At 67.3% G+C, this 23,041-nt stretch carries 22 protein-coding genes; 5 read left to right on the forward strand and 17 right to left on the reverse strand.

Features of this window, described 5'->3' with window-relative positions:
* Positions 1-3 precede the first annotated feature (3 nt).
* The 6 genes from flgG to flgB form a co-directional block, all read right to left on the reverse strand.
* The gene (gene flgG / locus OVY01_RS01875; RefSeq protein ID WP_267845214.1) at positions 4-792 is read right to left on the reverse strand and encodes a flagellar basal-body rod protein FlgG; all 789 of its coding nucleotides are present in this window, start codon (positions 790-792) and stop codon (positions 4-6) included.
* A 117-nt stretch (positions 793-909) separates the two neighbouring features.
* On the reverse strand, positions 910-1,656 hold the full coding sequence (flgF, locus tag OVY01_RS01880) for a flagellar basal-body rod protein FlgF (RefSeq protein ID WP_267845216.1): 747 nt from the start codon (positions 1,654-1,656) through the stop codon (positions 910-912).
* Positions 1,657-1,737: 81 nt separating this feature from the next.
* Entirely contained in the window at positions 1,738-2,985 is a 1,248-nt protein-coding gene (gene flgE / locus OVY01_RS01885) for a flagellar hook protein FlgE (RefSeq protein WP_267845217.1), read from the reverse strand.
* A gap of 30 nt (positions 2,986-3,015) precedes the next feature.
* Positions 3,016-3,867 carry a flagellar hook assembly protein FlgD gene (locus OVY01_RS01890; protein ID WP_267845218.1) on the reverse strand — a complete coding sequence of 284 codons (852 nt, stop codon included), beginning with the start codon at positions 3,865-3,867 and terminating at the stop codon, positions 3,016-3,018.
* 18 nt (positions 3,868-3,885) lie between these two features.
* On the reverse strand, positions 3,886-4,326 hold the full coding sequence (flgC, locus tag OVY01_RS01895) for a flagellar basal body rod protein FlgC (protein ID WP_267845220.1): 441 nt from the start codon (positions 4,324-4,326) through the stop codon (positions 3,886-3,888).
* An 85-nt stretch (positions 4,327-4,411) separates the two neighbouring features.
* Positions 4,412-4,900, reverse strand: a complete 489-nt coding sequence (gene flgB, locus OVY01_RS01900) for a flagellar basal body rod protein FlgB (RefSeq protein ID WP_267845222.1) — start codon at positions 4,898-4,900, stop codon at positions 4,412-4,414.
* Positions 4,901-5,075: 175 nt separating this feature from the next.
* On the opposite strand from flgB, the gene flgA reads away from it, so the two are divergent.
* The 4 genes from flgA (at position 5,076) to OVY01_RS01920 (ending at position 8,156) form a co-directional block, all read left to right on the forward strand.
* Entirely contained in the window at positions 5,076-5,942 is an 867-nt protein-coding gene (flgA, locus tag OVY01_RS01905) for a flagellar basal body P-ring formation chaperone FlgA (RefSeq protein ID WP_267845223.1), read from the forward strand.
* A gap of 131 nt (positions 5,943-6,073) precedes the next feature.
* Positions 6,074-6,442: a flagellar biosynthesis anti-sigma factor FlgM gene (gene flgM, locus OVY01_RS01910; RefSeq protein ID WP_267845225.1), complete on the forward strand. Its 369-nt coding sequence runs from the start codon at positions 6,074-6,076 to the stop codon at positions 6,440-6,442.
* A 21-nt stretch (positions 6,443-6,463) separates the two neighbouring features.
* Positions 6,464-6,916 carry a flagella synthesis protein FlgN gene (locus tag OVY01_RS01915; RefSeq protein WP_267845227.1) on the forward strand — a complete coding sequence of 151 codons (453 nt, stop codon included), beginning with the start codon at positions 6,464-6,466 and terminating at the stop codon, positions 6,914-6,916.
* 130 nt (positions 6,917-7,046) lie between these two features.
* Complete coding sequence (locus OVY01_RS01920) at positions 7,047-8,156, forward strand: flagellar brake protein (RefSeq protein WP_267845229.1); 1,110 nt, start codon at positions 7,047-7,049, stop codon at positions 8,154-8,156.
* A gap of 21 nt (positions 8,157-8,177) precedes the next feature.
* On the opposite strand, the gene OVY01_RS01925 is transcribed toward OVY01_RS01920, so the two are convergent.
* Positions 8,178-9,407, reverse strand: coding sequence for an aspartate aminotransferase family protein (locus OVY01_RS01925; protein WP_267845230.1), 1,230 nt, complete (start codon positions 9,405-9,407; stop codon positions 8,178-8,180).
* 93 nt (positions 9,408-9,500) lie between these two features.
* Between OVY01_RS01925 and OVY01_RS01930 the strand changes: the two genes are divergently transcribed.
* Complete coding sequence (locus tag OVY01_RS01930) at positions 9,501-10,412, forward strand: LysR family transcriptional regulator (RefSeq protein ID WP_267845231.1); 912 nt, start codon at positions 9,501-9,503, stop codon at positions 10,410-10,412.
* Here OVY01_RS01930 and OVY01_RS01935 read toward each other — a convergent pair whose 3' ends face one another.
* The 10 genes from OVY01_RS01935 to OVY01_RS01980 all read right to left on the reverse strand — a co-directional run bounded on the left by OVY01_RS01935 (position 10,413) and on the right by OVY01_RS01980 (position 23,036).
* Positions 10,413-11,138: an RNA polymerase sigma factor FliA gene (locus tag OVY01_RS01935; RefSeq protein ID WP_267845233.1), complete on the reverse strand. Its 726-nt coding sequence runs from the start codon at positions 11,136-11,138 to the stop codon at positions 10,413-10,415. It abuts the gene before it with no gap.
* A gap of 12 nt (positions 11,139-11,150) precedes the next feature.
* Positions 11,151-12,134, reverse strand: a complete 984-nt coding sequence (locus OVY01_RS01940; RefSeq protein ID WP_267845235.1) for a MinD/ParA family ATP-binding protein — start codon at positions 12,132-12,134, stop codon at positions 11,151-11,153.
* A 4-nt stretch (positions 12,135-12,138) separates the two neighbouring features.
* Positions 12,139-15,072, reverse strand: coding sequence for a flagellar biosynthesis GTPase FlhF (gene flhF / locus OVY01_RS01945; protein ID WP_267845236.1), 2,934 nt, complete (start codon positions 15,070-15,072; stop codon positions 12,139-12,141).
* Positions 15,069-17,171, reverse strand: a complete 2,103-nt coding sequence (gene flhA, locus OVY01_RS01950) for a flagellar biosynthesis protein FlhA (RefSeq protein WP_267845238.1) — start codon at positions 17,169-17,171, stop codon at positions 15,069-15,071. The genes flhF and flhA overlap by 4 nt, the downstream gene beginning before the upstream one ends.
* Positions 17,168-18,424 carry a flagellar biosynthesis protein FlhB gene (flhB, locus tag OVY01_RS01955; RefSeq protein WP_267845239.1) on the reverse strand — a complete coding sequence of 419 codons (1,257 nt, stop codon included), beginning with the start codon at positions 18,422-18,424 and terminating at the stop codon, positions 17,168-17,170. The genes flhA and flhB overlap by 4 nt, the downstream gene beginning before the upstream one ends.
* Before the next feature lie 386 nt (positions 18,425-18,810).
* Positions 18,811-19,524 (reverse strand): protein phosphatase CheZ, encoded by a 714-nt coding sequence (gene cheZ / locus OVY01_RS01960; protein ID WP_267847636.1) that lies wholly within the window; start codon positions 19,522-19,524, stop codon positions 18,811-18,813.
* Between the two features lie 148 nt (positions 19,525-19,672).
* On the reverse strand, positions 19,673-20,068 hold the full coding sequence (cheY, locus tag OVY01_RS01965) for a chemotaxis response regulator CheY (protein ID WP_267845241.1): 396 nt from the start codon (positions 20,066-20,068) through the stop codon (positions 19,673-19,675).
* 117 nt (positions 20,069-20,185) lie between these two features.
* A complete protein-coding gene (locus tag OVY01_RS01970; RefSeq protein WP_267845243.1) occupies positions 20,186-21,274 on the reverse strand; it encodes a protein-glutamate methylesterase/protein-glutamine glutaminase in 1,089 nt (362 codons plus the stop codon).
* Entirely contained in the window at positions 21,274-22,089 is an 816-nt protein-coding gene (cheD, locus tag OVY01_RS01975; protein ID WP_267845245.1) for a chemoreceptor glutamine deamidase CheD, read from the reverse strand. The genes OVY01_RS01970 and cheD overlap by 1 nt, the downstream gene beginning before the upstream one ends.
* A complete protein-coding gene (locus tag OVY01_RS01980; RefSeq protein ID WP_267845247.1) occupies positions 22,086-23,036 on the reverse strand; it encodes a CheR family methyltransferase in 951 nt (316 codons plus the stop codon). Before OVY01_RS01980 ends, cheD begins: the two co-directional genes overlap by 4 nt.
* Positions 23,037-23,041 lie beyond the last annotated feature (5 nt).

Raw genomic sequence — 23,041 nt, forward strand, 5'->3', positions numbered from 1 at the left:
GAATCAGACGCTCAACTGGCTGAGCGTCTGCAGCATCTGATCCGACGTCTGCACCGCCTTGCTGTTGATCTCGTAGGCGCGCTGCGTCTGGATCATGTTGACCAGCTCCTCCACGACGTTGACGTTCGACGCCTCCACATAGCCCTGGTTCAGCGTTCCCGCGCCGTTCACGCCCGGGGCGGTGGTGTTGACCGCGCCCGAGGACTGCGTCTCGGCGAACAGATTGTTGCCCAACGCTTCCAGCCCGGTCGGATTGATGAATTGCGCGAGCTGCACCTGGCCGACCTGGACCGTCGCCGCCGAACCCTGCTGCGTCACCGACACCACGCCGTCGTTGGACACCGTGAACGACGTCGAATTCTGCGGAATCGTCACCGCCGGCAGCACCGGGTAGCCCGCGGCGGTCACCAGCTGGCCGTTCTGGTTGGTCTGGAAGGAGCCGTCGCGGGTGTACGCCGTCGTGCCGTCCGGCATCTGCACCTGGAAGAAACCCTGGCCATTGATCGCGATGTCCTTCGAGTTGCCGGTTTGCTGCATGTTGCCCTGCGTGTATAGGCGCTCGCTGGCCACCTGGTGCACGCCGGTACCCATTTGCAGGCCGGACGGCAACGTCGTGTCCTGGCTGGACGCGGCGCCCGGCTGGCGCACCGTCTGATAGAGCAGGTCGCTGAACACCGCACGCGAACCCTTGAAGCCGGTCGTGTTGACGTTGGCCAGGTTGTTCGAGATGGTGTCCATCTGCGACTGCTGGGCATTCATGCCGGTGGCGGCGATATACAGAGAGCGATTCATGGCGTCGTGGTGGTCGCGAGTGATACGGTGTCGAATCTTGGCGGCGTCTGGCGCCGGCTTGTTGCGGGACTGCTTGCATCGGATGTTGCGGGGACGCCGCGCGTCCGATACCTAACTTCAGCCGCTGAAATTCAGCAGTTGGTTCGCCGACTGTTCATTCGTCGACGCCATGTCGAGCATCTTCATGTGCATCTGGAAGCTTCTCGCGTTATCGATCATGGCCACCATCGCCTGCACGGTATTCACATTGCTGCCCTCGAGCGAACCGGGGGCGACCTGCACGGTCGCGTCGGCGCTCAGCGCGCTGCCGTCCGCGGTCCGGAACAGGCCGTCGTCGCCGCGCTTCAACGCGACGTTCGACGGCTTCACCAGCTTGATCGTGTCGACCACCGTCGCCGTGTTGCCGGCGCCGCTGAACGACGAAATCGTGCCGTCGTTCGCGATATCGAGCTTCGCGCCCGGCGGAATCGCGATCGGGCCGCCCTTGCCCATGATCTGCTGCCCCTGACCGTTCACCAGCTGACCGCTCTGGTCCACGTGCAGATTGCCGGCGCGGGTATAGGCTTCGTCGCCGTTGGTGGTCTGCACCGCGATCCAGCCGTCGCCCTGGATCGCGACGTCCAGCGGATTGCCGGTGCGGTCGATCGGACCCGGAGTGAAATCCGTGCCCGGGTTGCTGGTCAGCGCGAAGGTCCGCGTGGTGGCGCCGCCGCTCGTCGCGGTTTCCAGCGGCACCGAGCGGTACGACGACAACTGCGCGCGAAAGCCCGCCGTCGAGGCGTTGGCCAGGTTGTTGGCGATGCTCGCCTGTTGATCGAGCGCCTGTGAGGCCCCGCTCATCGCCGTATAGATCAGCTTGTCCATGTCCTCTTCGCCGCTCCGCTCGGGCGCGCGCCGCGCGCCCTATGTGATGGATTCAGGGGCCTGCAAAACGTCACGGACGCGTCACAGATTCATCAGGGTCTGGTCGACCGACTGCTGCGTCTTGATGGTCTGCGCGTTCGCCTGGTAGTACCGCTGCGCCGTGATCAGGTCGACCAGCGACGACGTCAGATCGACGTTCGAGGCTTCGGTCGCACCCGACTTCAGATTGCCCAGCGCACCGGTGCCCGCCACGCCCACCTGCGGCTGCCCGGACGACGCGCTTTCGGCGAAGACGTTGTTGCCCAGGTTCACCAGGCCGCCCTCGTTGGCGAAGCTCGCCAGCGACACCTGGCCGAGCGTCGCGCTCTGCCCGTTCGAGTAGGTGCCCATCAGCTTGCCGGAATTGTCGATCGAGAACGACGACAGCGACCCCGCCGAGCAGCCGTCGCTGGTCACCGAGGTGGCGGCGAAATCGCTGCCGAACTGGGTGGTCTTCGACAGGTCGAGCTTGATCGGCTGCGACGCGGTCGCGCCCTTGGGCATCGACAGCGTGATGTTCGACAGGCCGTTGCCGACCACCTTGCCGCTCTGGTCGAACGACAATTGCGCGATCGTCTTGGGGGCGGAGCCCGCGGAATAGCCCACCGGCGCGCCGTCCATGCTGCCATAGACGTTCCAGCTCGACGGCTGGCCGTTGGTGGCCGGCTCCTTGACGTAATACATGTTCAGCGTGTGCGCGTTGCCGAGCGAATCGAAGATCTGCGCGGTGGTCGCATTGTTGTACGTCGCGGTGTTGCTCGCGTTGAACGGCTTTTCCGCGGGCGGCTTGCTGCTGGCGTTCAGGTTGGCCTCGCTGTTGACCTTGGTCGACATCGACGGCGGAATCGAGCCGCTCGGAATCGACAAAGGCACCGGCGCGGACGTATTCAGCACGCCCTTCGCATCCGCCGCATAGCCCATCAGGTTCAGGCCCTGCGCGTTGACGATCTTGCCGCCCGCGTCGAGCGAGAACTGGCCGTTGCGCGTATAGCTCTTCGCGCCCGCGGCGTTCGCCGTCTGGAAGAAACCGTTGCCGTTGATCGCCATGTCGAGCGTCTGGCCGGTTTCGCTGATGGTACCCTGCGTGAATTTTTCGGTGATCTTCGACACGCTGGTGCCGATGCCGGGACCGTTGTTCATGCTGGTATGCATCGCCGTCGCGTACAGGGCGGCGAACTGTGCGCCGCTTTGCTTGTAGCCGACGGTGTTGGCGTTCGAAATATTGTTGCCGATCACGTCGAGATCGCTCGACGCGGCCGACAGACCGCTCAGTGCCTGGGAATATGCCATGGTGGTGTTTCCTGACGAACGTGAAAGACGTTAGAGAATTTGCGCGACGCTGGACAGACTCGTCGTTGCGCCGTTGCCGAGCATGAGACCGGCGGTGCCGTTCGGCTGCTGCACGATGCTGTTGACCTTCGACTGGGACAGCGCCGTCGCGCTGACCGGGTCCGCCCCGTTCGACGCCGAGACCTTGAAGGTGTACGAGCCGTCCGCCACGGTCTTGCCGGTATCGTCCTTGCCGTCCCAGCTCAATGGCGTCATGCCGGTTTCCTTCGACTCCAGCGCCATCGAGCGCACCGGATGGCCGCCCGCGTCGACGACCGTGACCTTTACCGCCGAGGCGGGCGCCGTCAATTGCATGCCGAAGGCGCTCGCCTTGCCCGCGGCCACCTGGATGCCGTTGCCGTTCGCCAGCACGCTCTTGCCGATCAGCGCGCTGGCCGAGACCTGCTGCGTCGCGTTCAGTTGCGTGGCCAGCGAGCTGAGCGTCGTGTTCAGTCCGGCGATGCCCGACACCGTATTGATCTGCGCCAGCTGCGAGGTCATCTGCGAGCTGTCCATCGGGTTCGTCGGGTCCTGGTTCTTCATTTCCGTGGTCAGCAGCTTCATGAAGGTCGACTGCATGTCGGCCGCGCTCTTCGTCGAGCCCGGCGCGCCGGTCGACTTCGACAACGCGCCCGCCGCGCCGCCCAGCGCTTCGCCCAGGCCCGCGGCACCCGCCTCGGGGGCGGCGCCCGGCGCGCCGGCGGCGGCGACCGCGCCGGCCGCGGCGGCGGCGCCGGCCTGATCCTCGGCGCTGCGGCCGGCGGACCGGCCGTTGACGGCATTGAGCACCGCCTTGGGCACCGCGCTGTTCGTCACCGCACTACTGCTGCTGATCGTGTCCATCCGTCAAGCTCCTAAACTTCATTGTCCGAGGGTCAGCGTCTTGAGCATCAGACTCTTCGCCGTGTTCATCGATTCGACGTTGGCCTGGTAGGACTTCGACGCCGAGATCATGTTGACCATCTCGCGCACCGGGTCCACGTTCGGCATCGTCACGTAGCCGTCGCCGTTCGCCGCCTGGTTGGTCGGGTCGTACACCATCTTCATCGGCGACGGGTCGTCGATGACGCCGGTCACCTTGACGCCGCCGATCGCCGACGGCCCCACCTGCCCCGTTCCCCCCGGCTGCCGCGCGTTGAGCGGCGCGACGGCGAACACCACCTGCTTCGCCACGTAGGGCTTGCCGTCCGGACCGGCGACGCTGTCGACGTTCGCCAGGTTGCTGGCGGTCGTGTTCAGACGCTGGGATTCGGCGTTCATCGCCGAACCGGCCACCTGGAAGATACTCATCATCGAAGACATCGCACCGCTCCTTCTCCATTAGTACGTCCTGCATCGTCACGGCGATACCACCGGCCCGGAACCGGGCTGCGTCGCCGGCCCGTTCTCAGGAACCGCCCGATACCGCCGCGAGCATCGTCTTGACCTGCTGATTGATGACCGTCAGCCCGGTTTCGTAATGCAGCGCGTTGTCGGCGAAGTTGACGCGCTCCGAATCGAGTTCGACGGTGTTGCCGTCGAGGCTGGGCTGGTTCGGGACGCGATACTGCGGCGTGCCGTACACGGCGCCCGACGCCATCGCGGCGGCGGCGGAGCCGGCGACGCCCGCGAGATGTCCCGCATGCGTCGCCGTCATCGGCAGACTGCCGCCCACGTAACTGCTGCCGCCGCGCGCATCCGCGCTGGAGAGCGTCGTCCCGCCCGCGGCGCCCTGACTGCCGAGCGCGCGGTTCAGCGAGCTGGCGAAATCGACGTCGCGCGCCTTGTAGTTCGGCGTGTCGACGTTCGCGATGTTTTCGGACGCCAGTTGCTGCCGGTACGCGCGCAGATCCAGCGCCTGCCGTCCGAAATTGAATTCCGCATCGAGTTTGTCCATCGCCCGCTCCGTTGCACATGCACGCTGGGTAAGCCTTTCCAGCCATGGATGAGATGCTACGCGCGAGCCGAATCGGCAAATGAGGAAACAAGAGGGTGTTGGTCGTTCAATTCGCCCGATGCAATGCGACGGGCGCTGCCTAGAATGCGTTCTATTGGAAAAACCGGAGTTCCCCATGGCCGTGGTTCGGACCGACAGCACGATCGCCCCCCGGGCCGATCGCACGACGCACAGGGCGGCGAACGCCCTGCGCTCGCTGCATGGGCTGGCACATCGTGGCATGCGGGCGGCACGGCGGATCGTGGCGTGCTCGCTGGCGCCGGTGCTGCTCGTGGCACTGCCGTGCCTCGGCATGCAGCCGGCCCTGGCCGCGAATGGCGCCGGCGTGGGGGCGGAGCCCGGCGGGCTGCTGGCCGACGGCGGACAGAATTTCGAACTGGTGAAGGACGCGGCGTTGAGTTTCCTGGTGCAGCAGACCGAGGGTCTGCCGGGCAAGGTCACGATCAGCCTGGTGTCGGCCGCGCCGCGCGGGCTGACGACCTGCGGCGCGCTCGAACCCTTCGTGCCGCCGGGCGTACGGCTCTGGGGACGCGCGATGGTCGGCGTGCGCTGCAATGGCGAGCGGCCCTGGACGATCTATCTGCAGGCGCGCATCGGCGTGATCGGCGATTACTTCGTCGCCGCGCGCACCCTGAACGTCGGCGACACGATCGGCGCGCAGGATCTCGAACCGCGTCATGGCGACCTGACGGCGCTGCCGGCCACCCTCGTCACGAACCCGAGCCAGGTAGTGGGCGCCATCACCAACAACGCCGTCACCGCCGGTTTTCCGCTGCGCTCGGACATGGTGCACGCAGCGCTGGCGATCCGCTACGGCCAGCAGGTGCGGGTCGTCGCCCGCGGCGACGGCTTCGCGGTGTCGTCGGAAGGCAGCGCGCTGGCGAACGCCGCGGTCGGCCAGTCGGTGCGGGTACGCACCGCGTCCGGCACCGTCATCAGCGGCATCGCGCAAGCGGATACGTCCGTCGAGGTGTCCATGTAACGGCGCCCTCCGCCCCCTTCACCGGCCCACGTGGCCGGCGCCGCCGCTGGTGCGTCGGTAAAAGATGCGATATTTGTTAAAGTTCGACCCAGGGCCGCCGTTAAAGGAAGTACATCCCCTGGGGAAATGCTGTGAAACTTGACAACTCTTCCATACCGAATCTCCCGGCCTCTGCGATGCAGAAGGCCGGCGCCTCCTCTGCCGGCACGCAAGGCAATACGCTCACGGGCACCATGCTGTCGGGCAGCAATCCGGCGAACGGCAGCTCCTGGGCCGCCGCCACCGTTGTTTCCTCGCCACTGTCCGGCATGTCGGGCAGCGGCAACGTGCATCTATCGCCGTTTTCCTCGCAACTGCGGGCCTCGGCGAGCGACCCGAGCGGCGATATCGACATGGCGCGCGTCGCGGCGCTGCGGGCGTCGATCGCCGACGGTTCGTACAACGTCGACCCCGCGCGGATCGCCGACGGCATGCTCAGTTCGGCGCAGGAACTCTTCTAATCTCCAAATCCACGCCCTGCCATGACGACTTCCGCAACGATTTCCGCGCCGCCGCCCGACTTTCCCGCGCTGCTCACCCTGCTCGACGACGAATGCGGCACGCTCGAAGCGTTCGTCGTCGCGCTCGACGAAGAGCAGCACACGCTGTCGCGCAGTGCCGACGTCAGCGCGTTGCCGGCGATCGTCGCGCGCAAGAGCGAACTGTACGGGCGACTGCAGACGCTGGGCAGGGCGCGCAGCGCCTGGCTGAGCGGCAACCGGCTGGCCGACATGGCGGACACGGTCGCCCGTTCTCCCGAGGTGGGCGCACGCTGGTCCAACGTCGTCGCACTTGCGAAGACGGCGCGGCGCACCAACGAAACCAATGGCCGGCTGGTGCGCACGCGCATGACCTATAACAAGAGCGCGCTCGACGCGATCCGCGGCGCACACGGCAAGGCGCCGGCGGTCTACGGCGCGGACGGGCGTTTCTGAACGCCGGTTGAAGCGTGCGGCGCCTTGGCGCCAGCCCTGGGTTGCGCGTCACGGGGGGACGATCCCCGCCCGACGCACGCGCGCCATTCCGGAACTCCGGTAATCTGACATCTTCCTGAGAGTGTCGGCTGTGAAGGTACTGTCCATCAATCCGTCCGCCGGGTCTTCCCTCGGCGGCAACAATCTCGAAATCGTCACGGTCCGCCCGCTCAGGGAACCCGTGCTCCTGGCGAAGAAACCGGTTCGACCCCGCTCTTTCGCCGATTGCCCCGAACTCGAGGGGCTGGAAAGAGACGAAAGCGACGAAAGCGACGACGCCCAGGCGCCCGTCGACGACACGCCGGAGATCGTCGAGCAGTCGGGACCTTTGGAACCTGCCGACGTACCGGTGGGTCGTCCGCTGGCGTGGCGAATAGTGCATATCGATGGAAGCCTGCTGCTGGACGTGGGCGCGGTCCTGCCGAATGCCGCCGATCGCGACTTCCTGTTCGAGAAATTCGAGCCGCAGCGCGAGGTGGTGACACAGGGCTTTGCGCAGGTCCAGGAAAGATACGAAGAAAATGCAGGCGCGCAGGACCTCACGCTGACCAATATGGGTTTGGCGATCGGCTCCCGGCTGGGCGTGAAAAGCGGCATCGGCAGTGCAATGTCGCCGTATGCCAGCCGGGTGATCGGCATCACGCCGGGCGAGTTGATCTTCATCACCGTGCCTGCGTCCAGCGCCGGCCGCCTCGCGCTGGAGCCCCGCGATATCGTCGAAGTGGTGGCCGTTTCGGCACGGGCCGTCTATCTGTTCGTGTGCAATGTCGAGGCCGTCTGCCCTTCGCCGACGCCCTATGTCATTTTGTCGAAGCCCCGCATCATCCGGCGTCTGCGCGAGCGCCGGGCCGAGCGCATCAAGATTCGCATTCCCGCGATTTTTTCAGGCGCGCCCCGCCCCGACGGACCCGCGGCAAGCGGACTCGGCCTCGCCAACGACCTCAGCGATCTGGGCATGGCCCTGGCCACCCCGACCGCGATCGCGACCCTGGGCGACACGATCTCGGTCAGGTTCTATCTCGACATGCATTCGTCCACGATCTGCATCGAGGCGGCCAGCACGGTTCGCAACGTGAAGCCGCTGCTGGACGACAACGACAAACAGACCGGCTACGAATACGGACTGGAATTCGCCCAGTTGCCGATCGAGTCGAAGCTCGCGCTGCGCAATTTCGCGTTGAGCCGCCGCAGCATGGGTTAGCGGCGCGGCGCGGACTCTTTCCTAGCGCGTGTCGACCAGCATCGAACGAAGCGCCCGCACGACGCGCCGGGTTTGTCCATTGTCGAGAAGGAGCGGCGGCAGCAGCCGGACCGTGCGGGCACGCGTCACGTTGATCAGCAGGCCCTGCGTCCGCAAGGCGGCGACCGGCAGATACGCGCACGGTGCCGTCATGTCGATGCCGATCATCAGGCCTTTGCCGCGGATGTCCTCCACGCCGTCGACATCGGCCAACGCCGCACGCAGACCCGCGAGCAGCGCCGCCCCCTGCCGCGCCGCGTTGTCCACCAGCGCCGCGTCCTCGATGATGTCGAGCACCGTGCAGGCCACCCGGCACGCGAGCGGATTGCCGCCGAACGTCGAGCCGTGGCTGCCTGGCGCAAACAACTCCGCCGCCGCCCCGGCGGCAAGACAGGCGCCGATCGGCATGCCGCCGCCCAGCGCCTTCGCCAGGGTCAGCACGTCCGGAACGATCCCCTCATGCTGAAACGCGAACCACTTGCCGGTGCGCCCGAGGCCGGTCTGCACCTCGTCGAGCATCAACAGCCAGTCGTGCCGGTCGCATACCGCGCGCAGCGCCCGGAGATAACCGTCGGGCGGAATCTGCACCCCGCCTTCGCCCTGTACCGGTTCGACCAGAACCGCGACGACCCGGTCCGCACACGTTGCGGTGCGCGTGCGCAACGCGTCGATGTCGCCGAACGGCACGCGCAGGAAGCCGTCGACCAGCGGCGCGAAACCGGCCTGCACGGCGGGGCTGTCGCTGGCCGACAGAGTCGCGAACGTGCGTCCGTGAAAGGCGTTTTCCATGACCACGACGAGCGGCTGGGCGATCCCGCGCCGGGCCGCGTGCAGACGCGCGAGCTTGAGCGCGGCCTCGTTCGCCTCGGCGCCGGAGTTCGCGAAAAAGGCCGCCCGCATGCCGGACAACGTGGTCAGGCGTTCGGCGAGACGCTGCTGCCAGACCTGCTCGTAGAGATTCGACGTATGCAGCACGAGACCCGCCTGTTCGCGAATCGCTTCGATGACGCGGGGGTGGGCATGGCCGACCGCGTTGACGCCGACGCCCGCGACCGCGTCCAGATACTCACGCCCGGCGGCGTCCCACAGCCGCGCGCCTTCGCCCCGGACGAACGTCACCGGCAGCGGCGCGTAGGTGCGCATCAGGGGTGACGTCACCCCGGGGTTCCCCTGCCGTTTCGCTTCCACCAGATCCATTGTCGCGTTATCCATTTCTCTCTCCTTTGATGAGGATTCCAGTATCTTTGACAAGCTCGCCGGGATAAACGGCGACGCACTGGAAGGACCTTGCACCGGGAGTTCACAATGGATCTATACGAGGCGATGACCGTGTTCGTGCGCGTGGTCGACAGCGGCAGCATGACCGCGGCCGCGGAGCGGAGCGACATCTCGACCACGATGGTCGGCAATCACCTGCGCTGGCTCGAAAAACGTCTCGGTGTCAGCCTGTTGCGTCGCACCACGCGACGTCAGGGGCTCACGGAATTCGGCGCCGCCTACTACCAGCGCTGCGTGGAGATTCTGGGACTCGTGAACGACGCCGAGCGCATGGCGGAGACGACGCACGCCACGCCGCAGGGCACGCTGCGTATCACCGCACCGCCCGCCTTCGGCGCCGAATACCTGATGTCGCGCCTCGACGACTACCTGTCGCGCCACCCTGCGATCCGGCTGGACGTCGTGCTGACGGACCGGATCGTCGACCTGGTGGAGGAAGGCTTCGATGCCGCGATCCGTCTGGGAACGCTGGCGACATCCAGCCTGGTGGCGCGTCCGCTGATGGACTACGGGCTGACCATATGCGCGGCCCCGGCCTATCTGACGCGACGCGGCGCGCCGGCCGGTCCGCTCGATCTCGCCACGCACGATTGTCTTGCGTTTACCTATCCGGCCGGGACCGAATGGCGCTGGACCGAGCGGCAATGGCGGATGCAGGGTCCGGCAGGCGAAGAACGGTGCGTGGACGTAAGCGGTCGCGTGAGCGTCAACAACGCGCAGGCATTACGGCGCGCGGCATTGAGCGGGCTGGGCGTGGCCATGCTGCCCAACGCGCTGGTCGCGGAGGACCTGGCGCACGGCCGGCTCGTGGCGCTGATGGACGCCTATCGCCTGCCCACGCGGCCGATGCACCTGGTATACCCGGCGGACCGTTTCAAGGGGCCCAAACTGCGCAGCTTCGTCGATTTCTGTCTCGAAACGTTCGGCCGCGCCACATGATCACGCCGGCGTGGGGACGAACTCGCGCAGCTTCGCGCGCAGACGCGTCACGGCCTGACTGTGCAGCTGGCAGACCCGCGATTCGCTGACGTCCATCACCGCACCGATTTCGCGCAGGTTCAGGCCCTGTTCGTAATACAGGCTCAGCAGCAGCTTCTCGCGTTCCGGCAGGCGGTCGATCGCGCCGATCAAGGCCTCCCGAAAAGCGCCTTCCATCAACGACGCCAGCGGGTCCGAGCGATCGACGCAATGGCGGTCCAGGAAGGACTCGTCGCCGCCTTCGCGTTCGAAGTCCTCGTAGTAGAACAACTGGCTGCCATGCAGTTCCTGCAGCATGTCCTGGTATTCGCCCAGCGGCAATTCGAGGTGCGCGGCGATCTCCGATTCGCTCGGCGAGCGCCCGACGCGCTGCTCGACTTCATGCACCGCCCGCTCCACCTGGCGCGACGAGCGCCGCAGACTGCGCGGCAGCCAGTCGTTGTCGCGCAACTGGTCGAGGATCGCGCCGCGAATCCGCTGGCTCGCATAGGTCTCGAACTGCGCGCCCAACTCGCCCTTGTAGCGGTTGGCCGCGTCGAGCAGGCCGATCATTCCCGCCTGGATCAGGTCGTCGAGCTCGACGCTCGACGGCAGCTTCGCCACGATATGCAGGGCGATGCGGCGCACCAGCGGCGCGTAACGGGTGGCCAGGTCTTTTTGCGTCATCTTTCCGTCTGCTGTGTACATCGTGGGGTCCTCTCAGACGGCGTGCGCGGGATAGCCTTGTCGCGACAAGGCTTTTTCATATAAAGGGAACACGGTGCCCTTGCTCTTTTGACGTTCCATCTCATCACCCGCTTCATGAAGCAGTTCACGGCTCAATTCACGATTCCGGTTGCCCGCCATCCGGGGGTCGGCATCCGTCATCGCGGACGGGCGCAGGCCCAGCCGGTCGGTGACCGATTCCGCGGCCGCGGCGCGCGCGGCGATCGGCCGCCAGGGCCAGTGCAGCATGTCCGCAGCGATGCGCCGGTAGTCGATCGCCGCCGGCGCCGCCGGAAAGGCCGACACCACGCTCACGCCCAGCGACGCCGCGCGGGCGATACGCTCCCGATCGCGCGAGATCACACCGGCGGGCGTCAGCGATACGCCCAGGTAGCGCGTCGCCACACCGGAAAGATTCTGATAGACGTTCTGCGCATCGCTCGGCTGCGCGACACGGTTGAACAGCAGGCGGAACTGCTTGTTCGCATGCGACAGGTGCAACCGTTTGATCAATGCGTACGCGCTGGTCAACGATGCCGCATCCGCATCCATCACGACGACCAGATCGTGCGCCAGCGCGGCCAGTGGCGAGAAGGCGCCGTCCTCGTCGACGCGTGCGTCGATCAGCACCAGATCCGCCCCGCCGTCGAGCGCGGCCAGTTGTTCCTCGCCCGGAACGCGTGCGAGCGATCCGCGCGGGGCCGCCAGCACCGCCGCGCCATGGCTTTCGTCGAGCGAAGAGAAGGCGCTTTCGAGCGATACCCGGCCGGCGACGACATCGGCCAGGGTCGACTGGCCCGCGGCGGGCACCGCGTGCTCGTCGATCACCAGCGCGCGCTTGCCATGGTGGCAGAGTGCCGCCGCGAGATTGATCACCGCGGTGGTGGCGCCCGCGCCCTGCTTCGCGCCCAGCATCGCCACGACCCGCAACGGCCGCCGGGCCAGCAAACGGCGCAGTCCTTCCGCCTGGTCGGTCACGAACTTATCCAAAATGCACCCCACCGGATTGAGCGGTCATGGCGGATGACGCGATGTGCGCGTCGGCGCCGAACATCAGCGCGATATCGTCTTCGTCGGGCTGGAAGGGCGAAGCCTGTTGCCGTTCGCTGAAGGCGTTCTCGATCAGGAAACCGCGACGTGCGACGCGCAGGTCTTCCGGCACCTTCTGGCCGTTGGACACGTAATGCACCGGCAGGCGGTGGCGCATCACCGTGTCGAGCGCCGCGCCGATGCCGTTCGATTCGTCGACCTTCGTGATGATGCAGCCGCTCAGGCTTTCGCCGTTCGCCTCGCCGTGCGCACCGTAGGCACGCACCACTTCGTTCAGCGTGTCGCCATGGCTGGTGGCGTTGAGCAGCAGCAGGCGCTTCACCGGCAGATGCGTGCGGCACAGCATCGAGACCTGCTCGGATACGGCCCGGTCGCGCTGGCTCATGCCGATCGTGTCGATCAGGACCATGTGCTTGTTGCGCAGTTCGGAGAGCACCAGCGACAGATCGGCGGCGTCCTTGACGGCATGCACCGCGACGCCGAGGATCCGGCCGTAGATGCGCAGTTGCTCATGCGCGCCGATCCGGTAGGAGTCCGTGGTCAGCAGCGCGACGCGATCGGCGCCGTGGCGCATGACCGCGCGTGCGGCGAGCTTCGCGGTGGTGGTCGTCTTGCCCACGCCGGTCGGGCCCATCAGCGCGAACACGCCGCCTTGCTCCATCAGCGAATCCTCGTTGTCCAGCACCGGCAGGTTGCGCTCGAAGGTGGCCTTGACCCAGGACATGCCCTGTTCCGCGTTGTCGACCGACGGCATTTTCGCGAGCAGCAGGCGCACCAGTTGCGCGGAGAAGCCGCAGGCCAGCAACGTGCGCGTCATCGCGATGCGCGTCGGGTCGCGGCGCTCGCGCTCGACTTCGCCCAGCGCCGCGAGCTGCTCGCCGAGCGTGCCGCACAGCGTGCGCATTTCGGAGAGCACTTCACCGGCAACGGCGCGCGGGCTGCTGGGTGCCGGCGTCGCGGGCTGCGTCACGGCCTTTTCCACTTCCGCCGGAATCGGCGCGCTCGACAGGTCGAGCGCGGGGACTTCGGCGGCCGTGAACGCGGGGGCGTCCGGCGCGACCGTTTCGACCGGTGCGGTGACTGCAACCGGGGCGGCCACTTCGACCGGGGCCGCCGCGGCAACCGGCGCCACCGGCGCCACCACTTCGACCGGCGCGGCCGCCACGACCGGTGCCGGGGCACTGGCGGCACCGACGAAGGGCAGCGTCAGACCCATGGGGGTCATGCCGGCATTCGTCCGGACGCGCGTTTGCGAGCCGTACGACGAGGGGGCAAAACTCGGTGCGGTGTTTTCCACGTCGGCGGCTCCAGTACGCGATTCGACGCTGCGCTGCGCGTCCACCGAATCCGGCGACGCGACGGCGAGGGGGGCGGTGGGCGATACGACCTGCGGCGCGGGGATCGTGGCGGGCGCCACGGCCGGCGCGGCGGTCTGGACTGCCGACAGCGCTTCCGGCACGATCGGCGCGACCACTTCCGGCACGATCGGCGCGACCGGCACCGCCACTTCCGGCGCCATCGCGGCAACCGGAACGACGGGCGCGGCGACCGGCGCCACGACGTGCTCGATCACCGGCTCGATCACGGGCGCCGGCGCCGCCGGGGGCGTGGCGACGACGGGGGCCACGGGTGCCGTGGCGGCGACGCGGGCCAGCATCTGTTCTTCCTGAGCGACGCTCGGGCGCGTGACGATCGGGCCGGTCGCCGAACCGAGTCCGCGGGCGGCGGCCGCCGACGGCGTCATGCCGCTCTCGCGGCGCGCTTCGCGCGGCGCCGCGACGAAAGCGTCATCGTCCGTGCGCTCGGCGCGGCCCAGGCCCAGCACGCCGGCGTTCTGCGGCGACTCGCGGCGCTCGGCGCGCACCAGACCCAGCACCGACGCTTCGTCGGCCTGCGAGAGCGCCGGAGCCGTGGCCTGCTCGCGGCGCGCCGGGATCGCTGCCTGATCGTCGGCGTTCGCGACGCGCTCGCGGAACGACGGCCGCGAGAACATGCGGGCGAAGATCGAACGCGCCGATGCGGGGGGCGCCGCGGGGGCCGGGGCGGCCGGGGCGGCCGGCACGTTCGCCGCGGCAAGACGGCTGGCCGCGATAGAGGCGCTCGCGCCGTTCGCGCGCATGCCGGCCGCCGGGGGCACGGTCACCGGCACCGCGGCGGGGGCGGCAATCGGCGCGGCCGCCGCAGACGCCAGCGACGCCGCACCCGGCGCCTGGCGCGGCGCGGCCAGCGCCGACGGCGTCCAGACGGCGCCCGTTTCTTCCTGCACATCGCGCGGATTCACCGCCGCGCCGGCGTGCGCGCGGTAGTGGCCGTCGTCGCGGTCGTGCGCTGCGCCATTTCCGTAGACATCGTCGCCTTCGTCATCCGCATCGTAGGCGGCGACGTCGTCATACGGCGAGGGCGCAGGTGCCGCGGGCGCCGTCCGGTAGGCCGGCGCCACGTTCGCGCGCGCCTGCGGCGCCGGGTTGCCGCGATGCACATACGCCAGCGCCGAGGCGCCGTCCTCGCCGATATTCGCCGCGGCGAGCACGCCGGGAGGCGCGATCGTGCGATCACGACGTCCCGCTGGCGGCTGCGTCTGCGGAAACGACGGCGCCGGACGGGCGGCCCGCGCGGGCACGGCGTCACGCCACGACGGCACGACGCGCGCTTCGGCGGCCGGCGCCGACGCGTGGGCCGCAGGCATCGCTGCCGGTGCCTGACGCTCGTCGACGATATCCGTCAACGTTTCCTCGGTCAGCGCGACCAGTTCCACTCCACCGTCGACCACGCGGTTCGACAGCACCACGGCATCGGCGCCCAATGCCTCGCGAACCAGGCGCAACGCCTCTCGAGATGACGGCGCGAAGAATTTACGGACTTTCAAATCTGACCTCCGATGGTGGTCGTGACTCTGACGGTGCGGGTATCAGGAACTTCCGCATAGCTCAGGACCTTCAATTGCGGCATGCTGCGTCTCAGGAAGCGCGCCAACAACGCGCGCAAACCGTGCTGAACCAGCAGGACCGGCGGGAAACCCTGGTTCTGCTGATGTTCGATCGCCTGCTGCGTCTGCTGCAGCAGGGTGGCCGCGAGACCCGGTTCGAGACCGCCCTGGCTGCCGTTGGCGAGCGCCTGCGACAGCACGCGCTCGAGCATCGGGTCGAGTCCCATGACCGACATCTCGGTAGTGCCCGGCGCGACCTGCTGCGTGATCGCGCGGCCCAGGGCCAGGCGCGTCAACGCGGTCAGTTCGTACGGGTCGTTGATCTTCGGCGCGTGCTCGGCGAGCACGTCGAGAATGGTGCGCATGTCGCGGATCGGCACGCCTTCGTCCAGCAGCGCCTGCAGTACCTTCTGCAGCGACGTCAGCGAGATCACCTTCGGCACCAGGTCCTCGATCAGCTTCGGCGCGTCGCGGCCGATGCGGTCGAGCAACTGCTGCACTTCCTGACGGCTCAGCAGTTCGGCGGCGTGCGAGGTGACGACGTGGTTCAGGTGCGTGGCGACCACCGTGCCCGCGTCCACCACCGTGTAACCCAGCAGTTGCGCCTGCTCGCGCATGCCGATGTCGATCCACACCGCCGGCAGGCCGAAGGCCGGGTCGCGCGTCGGCGAACCTTGCAGCGGCCCGCTGACCTGGCCCGGGTTGATCGCCAGCCACTGCCCCGGGAACGCATCGCCCACGCCCACTTCGACGCCGTTGAGGGCGATGCGGTACGCGTTCGGGCGCAGTTCGAGGTTGTCGCGGATATGCACCACCGGCGCCAGGAAACCGATCTCCTGCGCGAACTTCTTGCGGATGCCCTTGATGCGCTTGAGCAGTTCGCCTTCCTGCGAGGCATCCACCAGCGGAATCAGGCGATAGCCGATTTCCAGACCGAGCGGGTCGACCAGCTGCACGTCGTCCCAGCTGGCTTCGGCCGAATCGGCGGACACCGGCGCTTCGAGCAGGGGCTTCGGCGCGGCGGCGGCGGCGGCTTTCGCGACGGCCTTCTGCGTGATGCGGCGCGCCAGGAAGATCAGTCCGCCGCCCAGCAACAGGAAGGCGAAGTGCGGCATGCCCGGGATCAGTCCCATGCCGCCGATGATGCCGCCGGTGATCGCCAGTACTTTCGGGTTATCGAAGAGTTGCCCGGTGATCTGCGTGCCGACGTCTTCCTCGGTGGCCACGCGCGAGACGATGACGCCGGCCGCGGTCGAGATCACCAGCGCCGGGATCTGGCCGACCAGACCGTCGCCGATGGTCAGCAGCGTGTAGTTGGTGGCCGCCGCGCCCACCGCCATGTCGTGCTGCACGACGCCGATGATCAGGCCGCCGACGATGTTGATGACCAGGATCAGCAGGCCCGCGACCGCATCGCCGCGCACGAACTTGGACGCACCGTCCATCGAGCCGTAGAACTCGGCTTCCTGGGCGACCGCGATGCGGCGCTTGCGGGCATCGGTTTCGTTGATGAGGCCGGCGTTCAGATCGGCGTCGATGGCCATCTGCTTGCCCGGCATCGCGTCGAGCGTGAAGCGCGCCGACACTTCGGCGATACGCCCCGCGCCCTTCGTGATCACCATGAAGTTGATGATGACGAGGATGACGAACACGACGATGCCGACCGCGTAGTTGCCGCCCACCAGGAAATGACCGAACGATTCGATCACCTTGCCGGCCGCGTCCGGGCCGGTATGGCCTTCCATCAGCACGATGCGCGTGGAGGCGACGTTCAGCGACAGGCGCAGCAGCGTCGAGAACAGCAGAACGCTCGGGAAGGCGGAGAAATCGAGCGGCTTCTGGGTGTAGAGGCTGACCAGCAGCACCATCACCGACAGCGCGATGTTGAAGGTGAACAGCAGATCCAGGATGAACGCCGGCAGCGGCAGGATCATCATCCCGAGGATCATGATGATCAGGATCGGGCCCGACAGGCCGCGCATGTTGGCCGTGCTGCCCAGACCGGGCATGCCGAGCATGGTACCCAGGCGCGAGCTCATGCTGCGTCTCCCGCGTCGGTGCCGGCACGCGGCCCGTTCAGGCGCACGGTGGCCTCGGCGGCGTCAGCCGATGCGGTGACATCGGTGACGTCATCCTGTGCGCCAGCGCGGTTCAAGGTTTCGAGCGAGACGGCGAGGTCGGCCGGCACCGCGACATCGCGCGGCGCTTCCGGACGGTCGCCGCCGGCGGCGTTCCAGCGGCGCAGCTGGAACACCCAGGCCAGCACTTCCGCGACGGCGCCGTACAGGCCGCCGGGGATTTCGCGATTCAATTCGACATGATGGTACAGCGCCCGTGCCAGCGGCGGCGCTTCGAGGACCGGCACGCGGTGCTCGGCCGCGAGTTCGCGGATCCGGGCCGCGACGTGGTCGGCGCCCTTGGCGACGACGACCGGCGCGCGCATCTGGTCGTCGGCGTAGCGCAGCGCGACGGCGAAGTGCGTCGGGTTGGTGATGATGACGTCCGCCGTTGCGACCTGCGACATCATCCGGCGGCGCGACATCTCGCGCTGCTGCTGGCGGATCTTGCCCTTGATGTGCGGATCGCCTTCGTTTTCCTTGTACTCGCGCTTGACCTCTTCCTTGGTCATGCGCAGTTTCTTGGCGTGCTGCCAGAGCTGGTACGGCACGTCGGCGAGCACCAGCAGCAGCATCGAGCCGACCGTGGCGGCGCATACCATGCCGATCATCTGCGCCGCATGCGGCAAGGCGACGCCGACCGGCTCGACCAGCAGGCCGATGACCTGCGTCTTGTAGTGCAGCGCGACCTCGGTGGCCACCACGCCGACCAGCACGCACTTGGCGATGCCCATGCCCAGCTGCGCCAGGCTCTGCATCGAGAACATCTTGGCGATGCCCGAGATCGGGTTGAGACGGCCGAAGTTCGGCATCAGCGGCTTGGTGGTCAGCAGCCAGCCGCCCAGCGCCAGCGGCGACACCAGCGCGACGAGGGACAGCGCGATCAGCAGGGGGCCGACCGCGGTGGCGGCCAGCACGCCGGATTCGCCGGCGCGCTTCATGGCGATCGACGCGTCGAAACCGATCACGTGGTCGAACGTCAGCGCGTGACGGAAGATCTGCAGAAATTGCCCGAACAGGGAACCGCCGAGCACATACACGCCACCAAACCCCACCGCGAGCATAGCGAACGTCGACAGTTCGCGCGAACGCGCAATCTGCCCATCCTCGCGCGCCTGTTCCAGGCGCCGGGGAGAGGCAGATTCTGTCTTTTCGAGATCGCTATCCTCAGCCACTTTGGGAATTCTCCACTCGGGGTGACGTCGCTTTCCGGAAGAAAGGTACGACCCGACGAAATGGATTATTGTCGGTATCGTCTACCGACCATCGTTGGATAAGGGAGGAAAAAAGGGGTTATATCGCCCGATCGGGCGACAACATGCGGGCGCGCTTGCCGGAAATGGGCGGCACGCCCCGCCAGGGCGGGGGAATGGGCCGTCCGGCGGGCGGAGAATGCCCGCCGATGACGGCTGACGGACCGCGCAATCGGACGCGCGCCGCCTGGAATGTCGCGTTGGTGCAACAAGCGGACGCCCGCGAACGCCCGGAAGCAATGGCGCCGGGCCGTCGCCGGCCGCGGGCGGTGGGCTGCCGGTGGCCGGGAGCCGCCGGCGAGGCGCACCTAGAAGCCGAGTTCCGTCAGCAGATCGTCGACCTGCGTCTGGTCGGTGACGATGTCCGTACGGCCCTCGGTATTGACCTGCGGACCGTTGAGCAGCGAACCCGGACCTTCCGGCTTCGGCCCGCCGCCCACCATCGAGATCAGTTCCGCGCGGCGTTCCGGCGAGATGTTCTCCAGCAGCACTGCCAGCAGTTGTTGTTCGATGTGATGGACCATGTCCATCACCTTCTTGATCACCTGCCCCGTCAGATCCTGGAAATCCTGCGCGAGCATGATTTCCATCAACTGCTGGTTGATGGCCGTGGATTGCGCCGGCACCAGTTGCAGGAAACCGCGCGTCTCGACCACCAGCGCGCGCGCCACCTGCGTATCCTGCGGCGCGTCGTACCATTCCTGCCAGCGGCGGTCGAGGGCGCCGGCGTCCTTGCCGAGCTGGTCGGCGAGCGGCATGGCGACATCGGTCGCATTCAGCGCGCGTTCCGCCGCCTGCTCGGTCATCGTCGCGATGTAGCGCAGACGGTCGCGGGCGTCCGGGATGACTTCCGCGGCCTGCTCGACCTGCTTGTCCAGGCCCAGTTCGCGCATGCTGTCGCGCAGCATGCGCATCAGCCCGCCGATGCGCGCGGTCATGCGTTCCGCGGCGTCGGACGATTCCGCGCCCGCGGCACCATCGTGCCCGGACGCATCGTCCACATGCGCGACGGGCGCCGCCATCACGGCCACCGACGCGGCCACCGACGCGGCGGGCGCCTTCGCGGGCTCCGCCGCCGGGGCCGGCGCGGCCGGCGCCATGACCTCGCCTTTCGCTGGCGGCGCGCCAAACAGCTCGTCCAGATCTACGCTCGAATCGATATGTGTCATGTCACGCCCCTGCCTTGGCCATCTTTTCCCGAATCTTCGAGATCTTTTCATCGAGCGTGGCCGCAGTGAAGGGCTTCACGACATACCCGCTGGCGCCCGCCGCCGCGGCGGCGATGATGTTTTCCTTCTTCGCCTCGGCCGTCACCATCAATACCGGCAGGTGCGACAACGCGGCATCGGCGCGGATCGCCTGCAGCATCTGCAGGCCGTCCATGTTCGGCATGTTCCAGTCCGATATGACGAATTCGTAGGAACCGCCCTTCAGCTTCGCCAGTCCCATCGCCCCGTCTTCCGCCTCGTCGACATTGGTGAATCCCAACTCCTTGAGCAGGTTCCGGACAATCCGCCGGATCGTCGGAAAGTCGTCCACCACCAGTATCTTCATCGAGCTGTCCATGTTTCTTTCTCTGTGTCCTGAAATCCGGTCTTGAATTCGGTATCGCCTCCGGTATCGGGTCCGGCGCGACCGCTTGTACATCCACTACTGTGTCTAACGGCCCGCCAGTCGGAATCTTTACACCCGATGTGCACGTTCGCCCATCGACATGAGTTTTCCCATCACATGCTCGGCCATCGCCATCACGCCGACCACCTCGCAGGCCGCGCCGAGCGCCACCGCCTCGCGCGGCATCCCATAGACGACGCAACTGGCCTCGTCCTGCGCGAACGTATAGGCACCGGCCCGGCGCATCGCCCCGAGCCCCACCGCGCCGTCGCGGCCCATGCCCGTCAGGATCACGCCGATCGCGTTCTTCCCGGCGCAGCTGGCCACCGAATTGAACAGCACGTCGACCGAGGGGCGATGCCGGTTCACCGGTTCCGCGTCGCTCAACACCGCGATGTAGTTCGCCCCGCTGCGCGAGAGCAGCAGATGATGGTCGCCCGGCGCGATATACGCATGGCCCGGCAGCAGACGTTCGCCGTGCTCCGCCTCCTTGACGGAAATCCGGCACAACGAATCCAGACGTTTGGCGAACGACCGCGTGAAACCCGCCGGCATGTGCTGGGTGATCAGCACCGCCGGGGAATCCGGAGGCAGCGGCAGCAGGACTTCCTTGATGGCTTCGGTGCCGCCCGTGGACGCGCCGATCGCGATCAGTTTTTCGGTGGACACCAGCGTGTTGCGCAACGGCGCCACGCCGGCGGCGCCCGGGGCCGCGCCACTGGCCGCAGGCCGGGCCGCGAGCGGACGGATCTTCGCGCGGGCCGCGGCGCGGATCTTGTCGGCGATGATGTTCGTGTAATCGAGCAGACCGTCGCGGATGCCGACCTTCGGCTTCGAGACGAAATCCACCGCGCCCAGTTCGAGCGCCCGCATCGTGATTTCCGAGCCGCGTTCGGTCAGGGACGACACCATGACCACCGGCATCGGCCGCAGCCGCATCAGGCGTTCGAGGAAGTCGAGACCGTCCATGCGCGGCATTTCGACATCGAGCGTCAGCACATCCGGGTTGTGCTGCTTGATCAGTTCGCGCGCGACCAACGGATCGGGCGCGGTCGCGCACACCATCATGTCGGGCTGGCTGGAAATGATTTCCGTCATCAAACTGCGGACCAGTGCCGAATCATCGATGCACAGTACGCGAATCTTGGGGGTCGACATCACATCGTCTCGTGAAAGGGCTTCGCCGCGGCCGGCGCGGCGGTACCCGGTTTGCCCGAAGGCTTGGCACCCGGCGCCGCGGGGCGCCGTATGAACAGTTCGACTCGCGGCGCCACGGCGGCCGGACGGGCCAGCACGGCGGCGTTGCGCGTCTGGGCGTCGCCCCGGCCGAACACTTCGACGGTTCCCGACGCCCGTTCCGCGTGCCGTGCGCCGAGCGAGCGCATCTGCTCCGCCATCGCCCGTTCCCGCTGCTCCAGCGCGATCGACGCACTGCGCGCCTGCGGATCGGCCACGCGCACGTCCAGGGGCAGCTTGCGCACCATGACCCGGCCCGTGGCCGGCATGAAGCAGACCTTGCGCGGATGTTCTCCTTCCAGATCCTCGGCGACGATGCGGATGTTCTCCAGCGCGAGGTAGCGCCGCACGAACCGCGAATTGTCCTCGCCGATATTGAGCGTATGCATGCGCTTGAGCACCGCCGCGCCGCCGAAGACCTTGGCTTCGAGGCCCGAGCGCCGCGCGCCGCCCTTGATCAACTCGTTGATCAGCACTTCCATCGCATAGGCGCCATAGCGCATCGCGTCGGACGAATCGCGCGACGGGTCGCCGCTCTCGTCCGGCAGCATGAAATGGTTCATGCCGCCGATGCCGGTACCGGGGTCGCGTATGCAGGCCGACACGCAGGAACCCAGCACCGTGTTCAGCACCATGTCCTCGGAGGTCACGTAGAACTCGTTCATCAGCAACTTGACGCCCGGCTTGCCGAAGTCCGTGTCCTGATAGAAATGATTCGCGTGCGGCAGGCCTTTCATCCCAGGCTCCCCACCAGCCGGCCAGCCGCGCTCGCGGCACTTCGGTCCGCGCTCTTGCCGGCGCCAGCGCCCTCGGCGACGCGCTCGTACACCGTCTGGCCGCGCAAGCGGAACGCATTGGTCATGTACGAAAAATTCTCCGAATGCCCGGCGAACAGCAGTCCGCCCGGCTTGAGCAGCGGGGCGAACGATTCGAGAATCTTCGCCTGCGTCGGCTTGTCGAAATAGATCATGACGTTGCGGCAGAAGATCACGTCGAACGGCGCGGCGCGCTGGATCGCGGGCCAGGGCGGCGAAATCAGGTTCACATGTTCGAACGAAACCATCGCCCGCAGCGCGTCGTTGACGCGCACGCGCCCGGCCCGGCTGCCGGTGCCGCGCAGGAAAAAGCGCTGCAACTGGGCGTTCGGGATGTTCTTCACGCCATCCGCCGGATAGACGCCCTCGGATGCGGCGGCGAGCGCCTGCGTGTCGATGTCGCTGGCCACCACGCGCGCGCCGGACTGCTTCGCGCCCAGTTCGGCCAGCGTCATCGCGATCGAATAGGGTTCCTCGCCGGTCGAGCTCGCGCAGCACCATACCGACGCCGGCTGGCTCAACGCCGCGATATGCTGCGACAAAATCGGGAAATGATGCGACTCGCGGAAGAACGCCGTCAGATTGGTGGTCAACGCGTTCGTGAACGCCTCCCACTCCTGCGGATCCTGGCTGCGTTCCAGTCCGTCCAGATATTCCGAGAACGTCCTGATGCCGGTGCCGCGCAGGCGGCGCGCGAGACGGTTGTAGACCATATCGCGCTTCTGGTCGGACAAAGAGATGCCGGCCTCGCGATAGATCAACGTACGTATCCGGCTGAAATCTTCCGCGGTGAACGGAAAGTCCCGGGCTGCTTCGGCGTCATGACCCGAAGAACTGCCTTTGGCTGATGAAATAACGGGAGCACGCATCACTG

The organism is Robbsia betulipollinis (assembly GCF_026624755.1).
GTDB classification, from domain to species: Bacteria; Pseudomonadota; Gammaproteobacteria; order Burkholderiales; family Burkholderiaceae; genus Robbsia; species Robbsia betulipollinis.

Excerpts from the sequence above, each read along its gene's own strand:
- flgG (WP_267845214.1), bottom strand. The coding sequence starts at position 792 with ATGAATCGCTCTCTGTATATCGCCGCCACCGGCATGAATGCCCAGCAG.
- flgF (WP_267845216.1), bottom strand. The coding sequence starts at position 1,656 with ATGGACAAGCTGATCTATACGGCGATGAGCGGGGCCTCACAGGCGCTC.
- flgE (WP_267845217.1), bottom strand. The coding sequence starts at position 2,985 with ATGGCATATTCCCAGGCACTGAGCGGTCTGTCGGCCGCGTCGAGCGAT.
- OVY01_RS01890 (WP_267845218.1), bottom strand. The coding sequence starts at position 3,867 with ATGGACACGATCAGCAGCAGTAGTGCGGTGACGAACAGCGCGGTGCCC.
- flgC (WP_267845220.1), bottom strand. The coding sequence starts at position 4,326 with ATGTCTTCGATGATGAGTATCTTCCAGGTGGCCGGTTCGGCGATGAAC.
- flgB (WP_267845222.1), bottom strand. The coding sequence starts at position 4,900 with ATGGACAAACTCGATGCGGAATTCAATTTCGGACGGCAGGCGCTGGAT.
- flgA (WP_267845223.1), top strand. The coding sequence starts at position 5,076 with ATGGCCGTGGTTCGGACCGACAGCACGATCGCCCCCCGGGCCGATCGC.
- OVY01_RS01915 (WP_267845227.1), top strand. The coding sequence starts at position 6,464 with ATGACGACTTCCGCAACGATTTCCGCGCCGCCGCCCGACTTTCCCGCG.
- OVY01_RS01925 (WP_267845230.1), bottom strand. The coding sequence starts at position 9,407 with ATGGATAACGCGACAATGGATCTGGTGGAAGCGAAACGGCAGGGGAAC.
- OVY01_RS01930 (WP_267845231.1), top strand. The coding sequence starts at position 9,501 with ATGGATCTATACGAGGCGATGACCGTGTTCGTGCGCGTGGTCGACAGC.
- OVY01_RS01935 (WP_267845233.1), bottom strand. The coding sequence starts at position 11,138 with ATGTACACAGCAGACGGAAAGATGACGCAAAAAGACCTGGCCACCCGT.
- flhA (WP_267845238.1), bottom strand. The coding sequence starts at position 17,171 with ATGAGCTCGCGCCTGGGTACCATGCTCGGCATGCCCGGTCTGGGCAGC.
- cheZ (WP_267847636.1), bottom strand. The coding sequence starts at position 19,524 with ATGGCGGCGCCCGTCGCGCATGTGGACGATGCGTCCGGGCACGATGGT.
- cheY (WP_267845241.1), bottom strand. The coding sequence starts at position 20,068 with ATGGACAGCTCGATGAAGATACTGGTGGTGGACGACTTTCCGACGATC.
- OVY01_RS01970 (WP_267845243.1), bottom strand. The coding sequence starts at position 21,274 with ATGTCGACCCCCAAGATTCGCGTACTGTGCATCGATGATTCGGCACTG.
- cheD (WP_267845245.1), bottom strand. The coding sequence starts at position 22,089 with ATGAAAGGCCTGCCGCACGCGAATCATTTCTATCAGGACACGGACTTC.
- OVY01_RS01980 (WP_267845247.1), bottom strand. The coding sequence starts at position 23,036 with ATGCGTGCTCCCGTTATTTCATCAGCCAAAGGCAGTTCTTCGGGTCAT.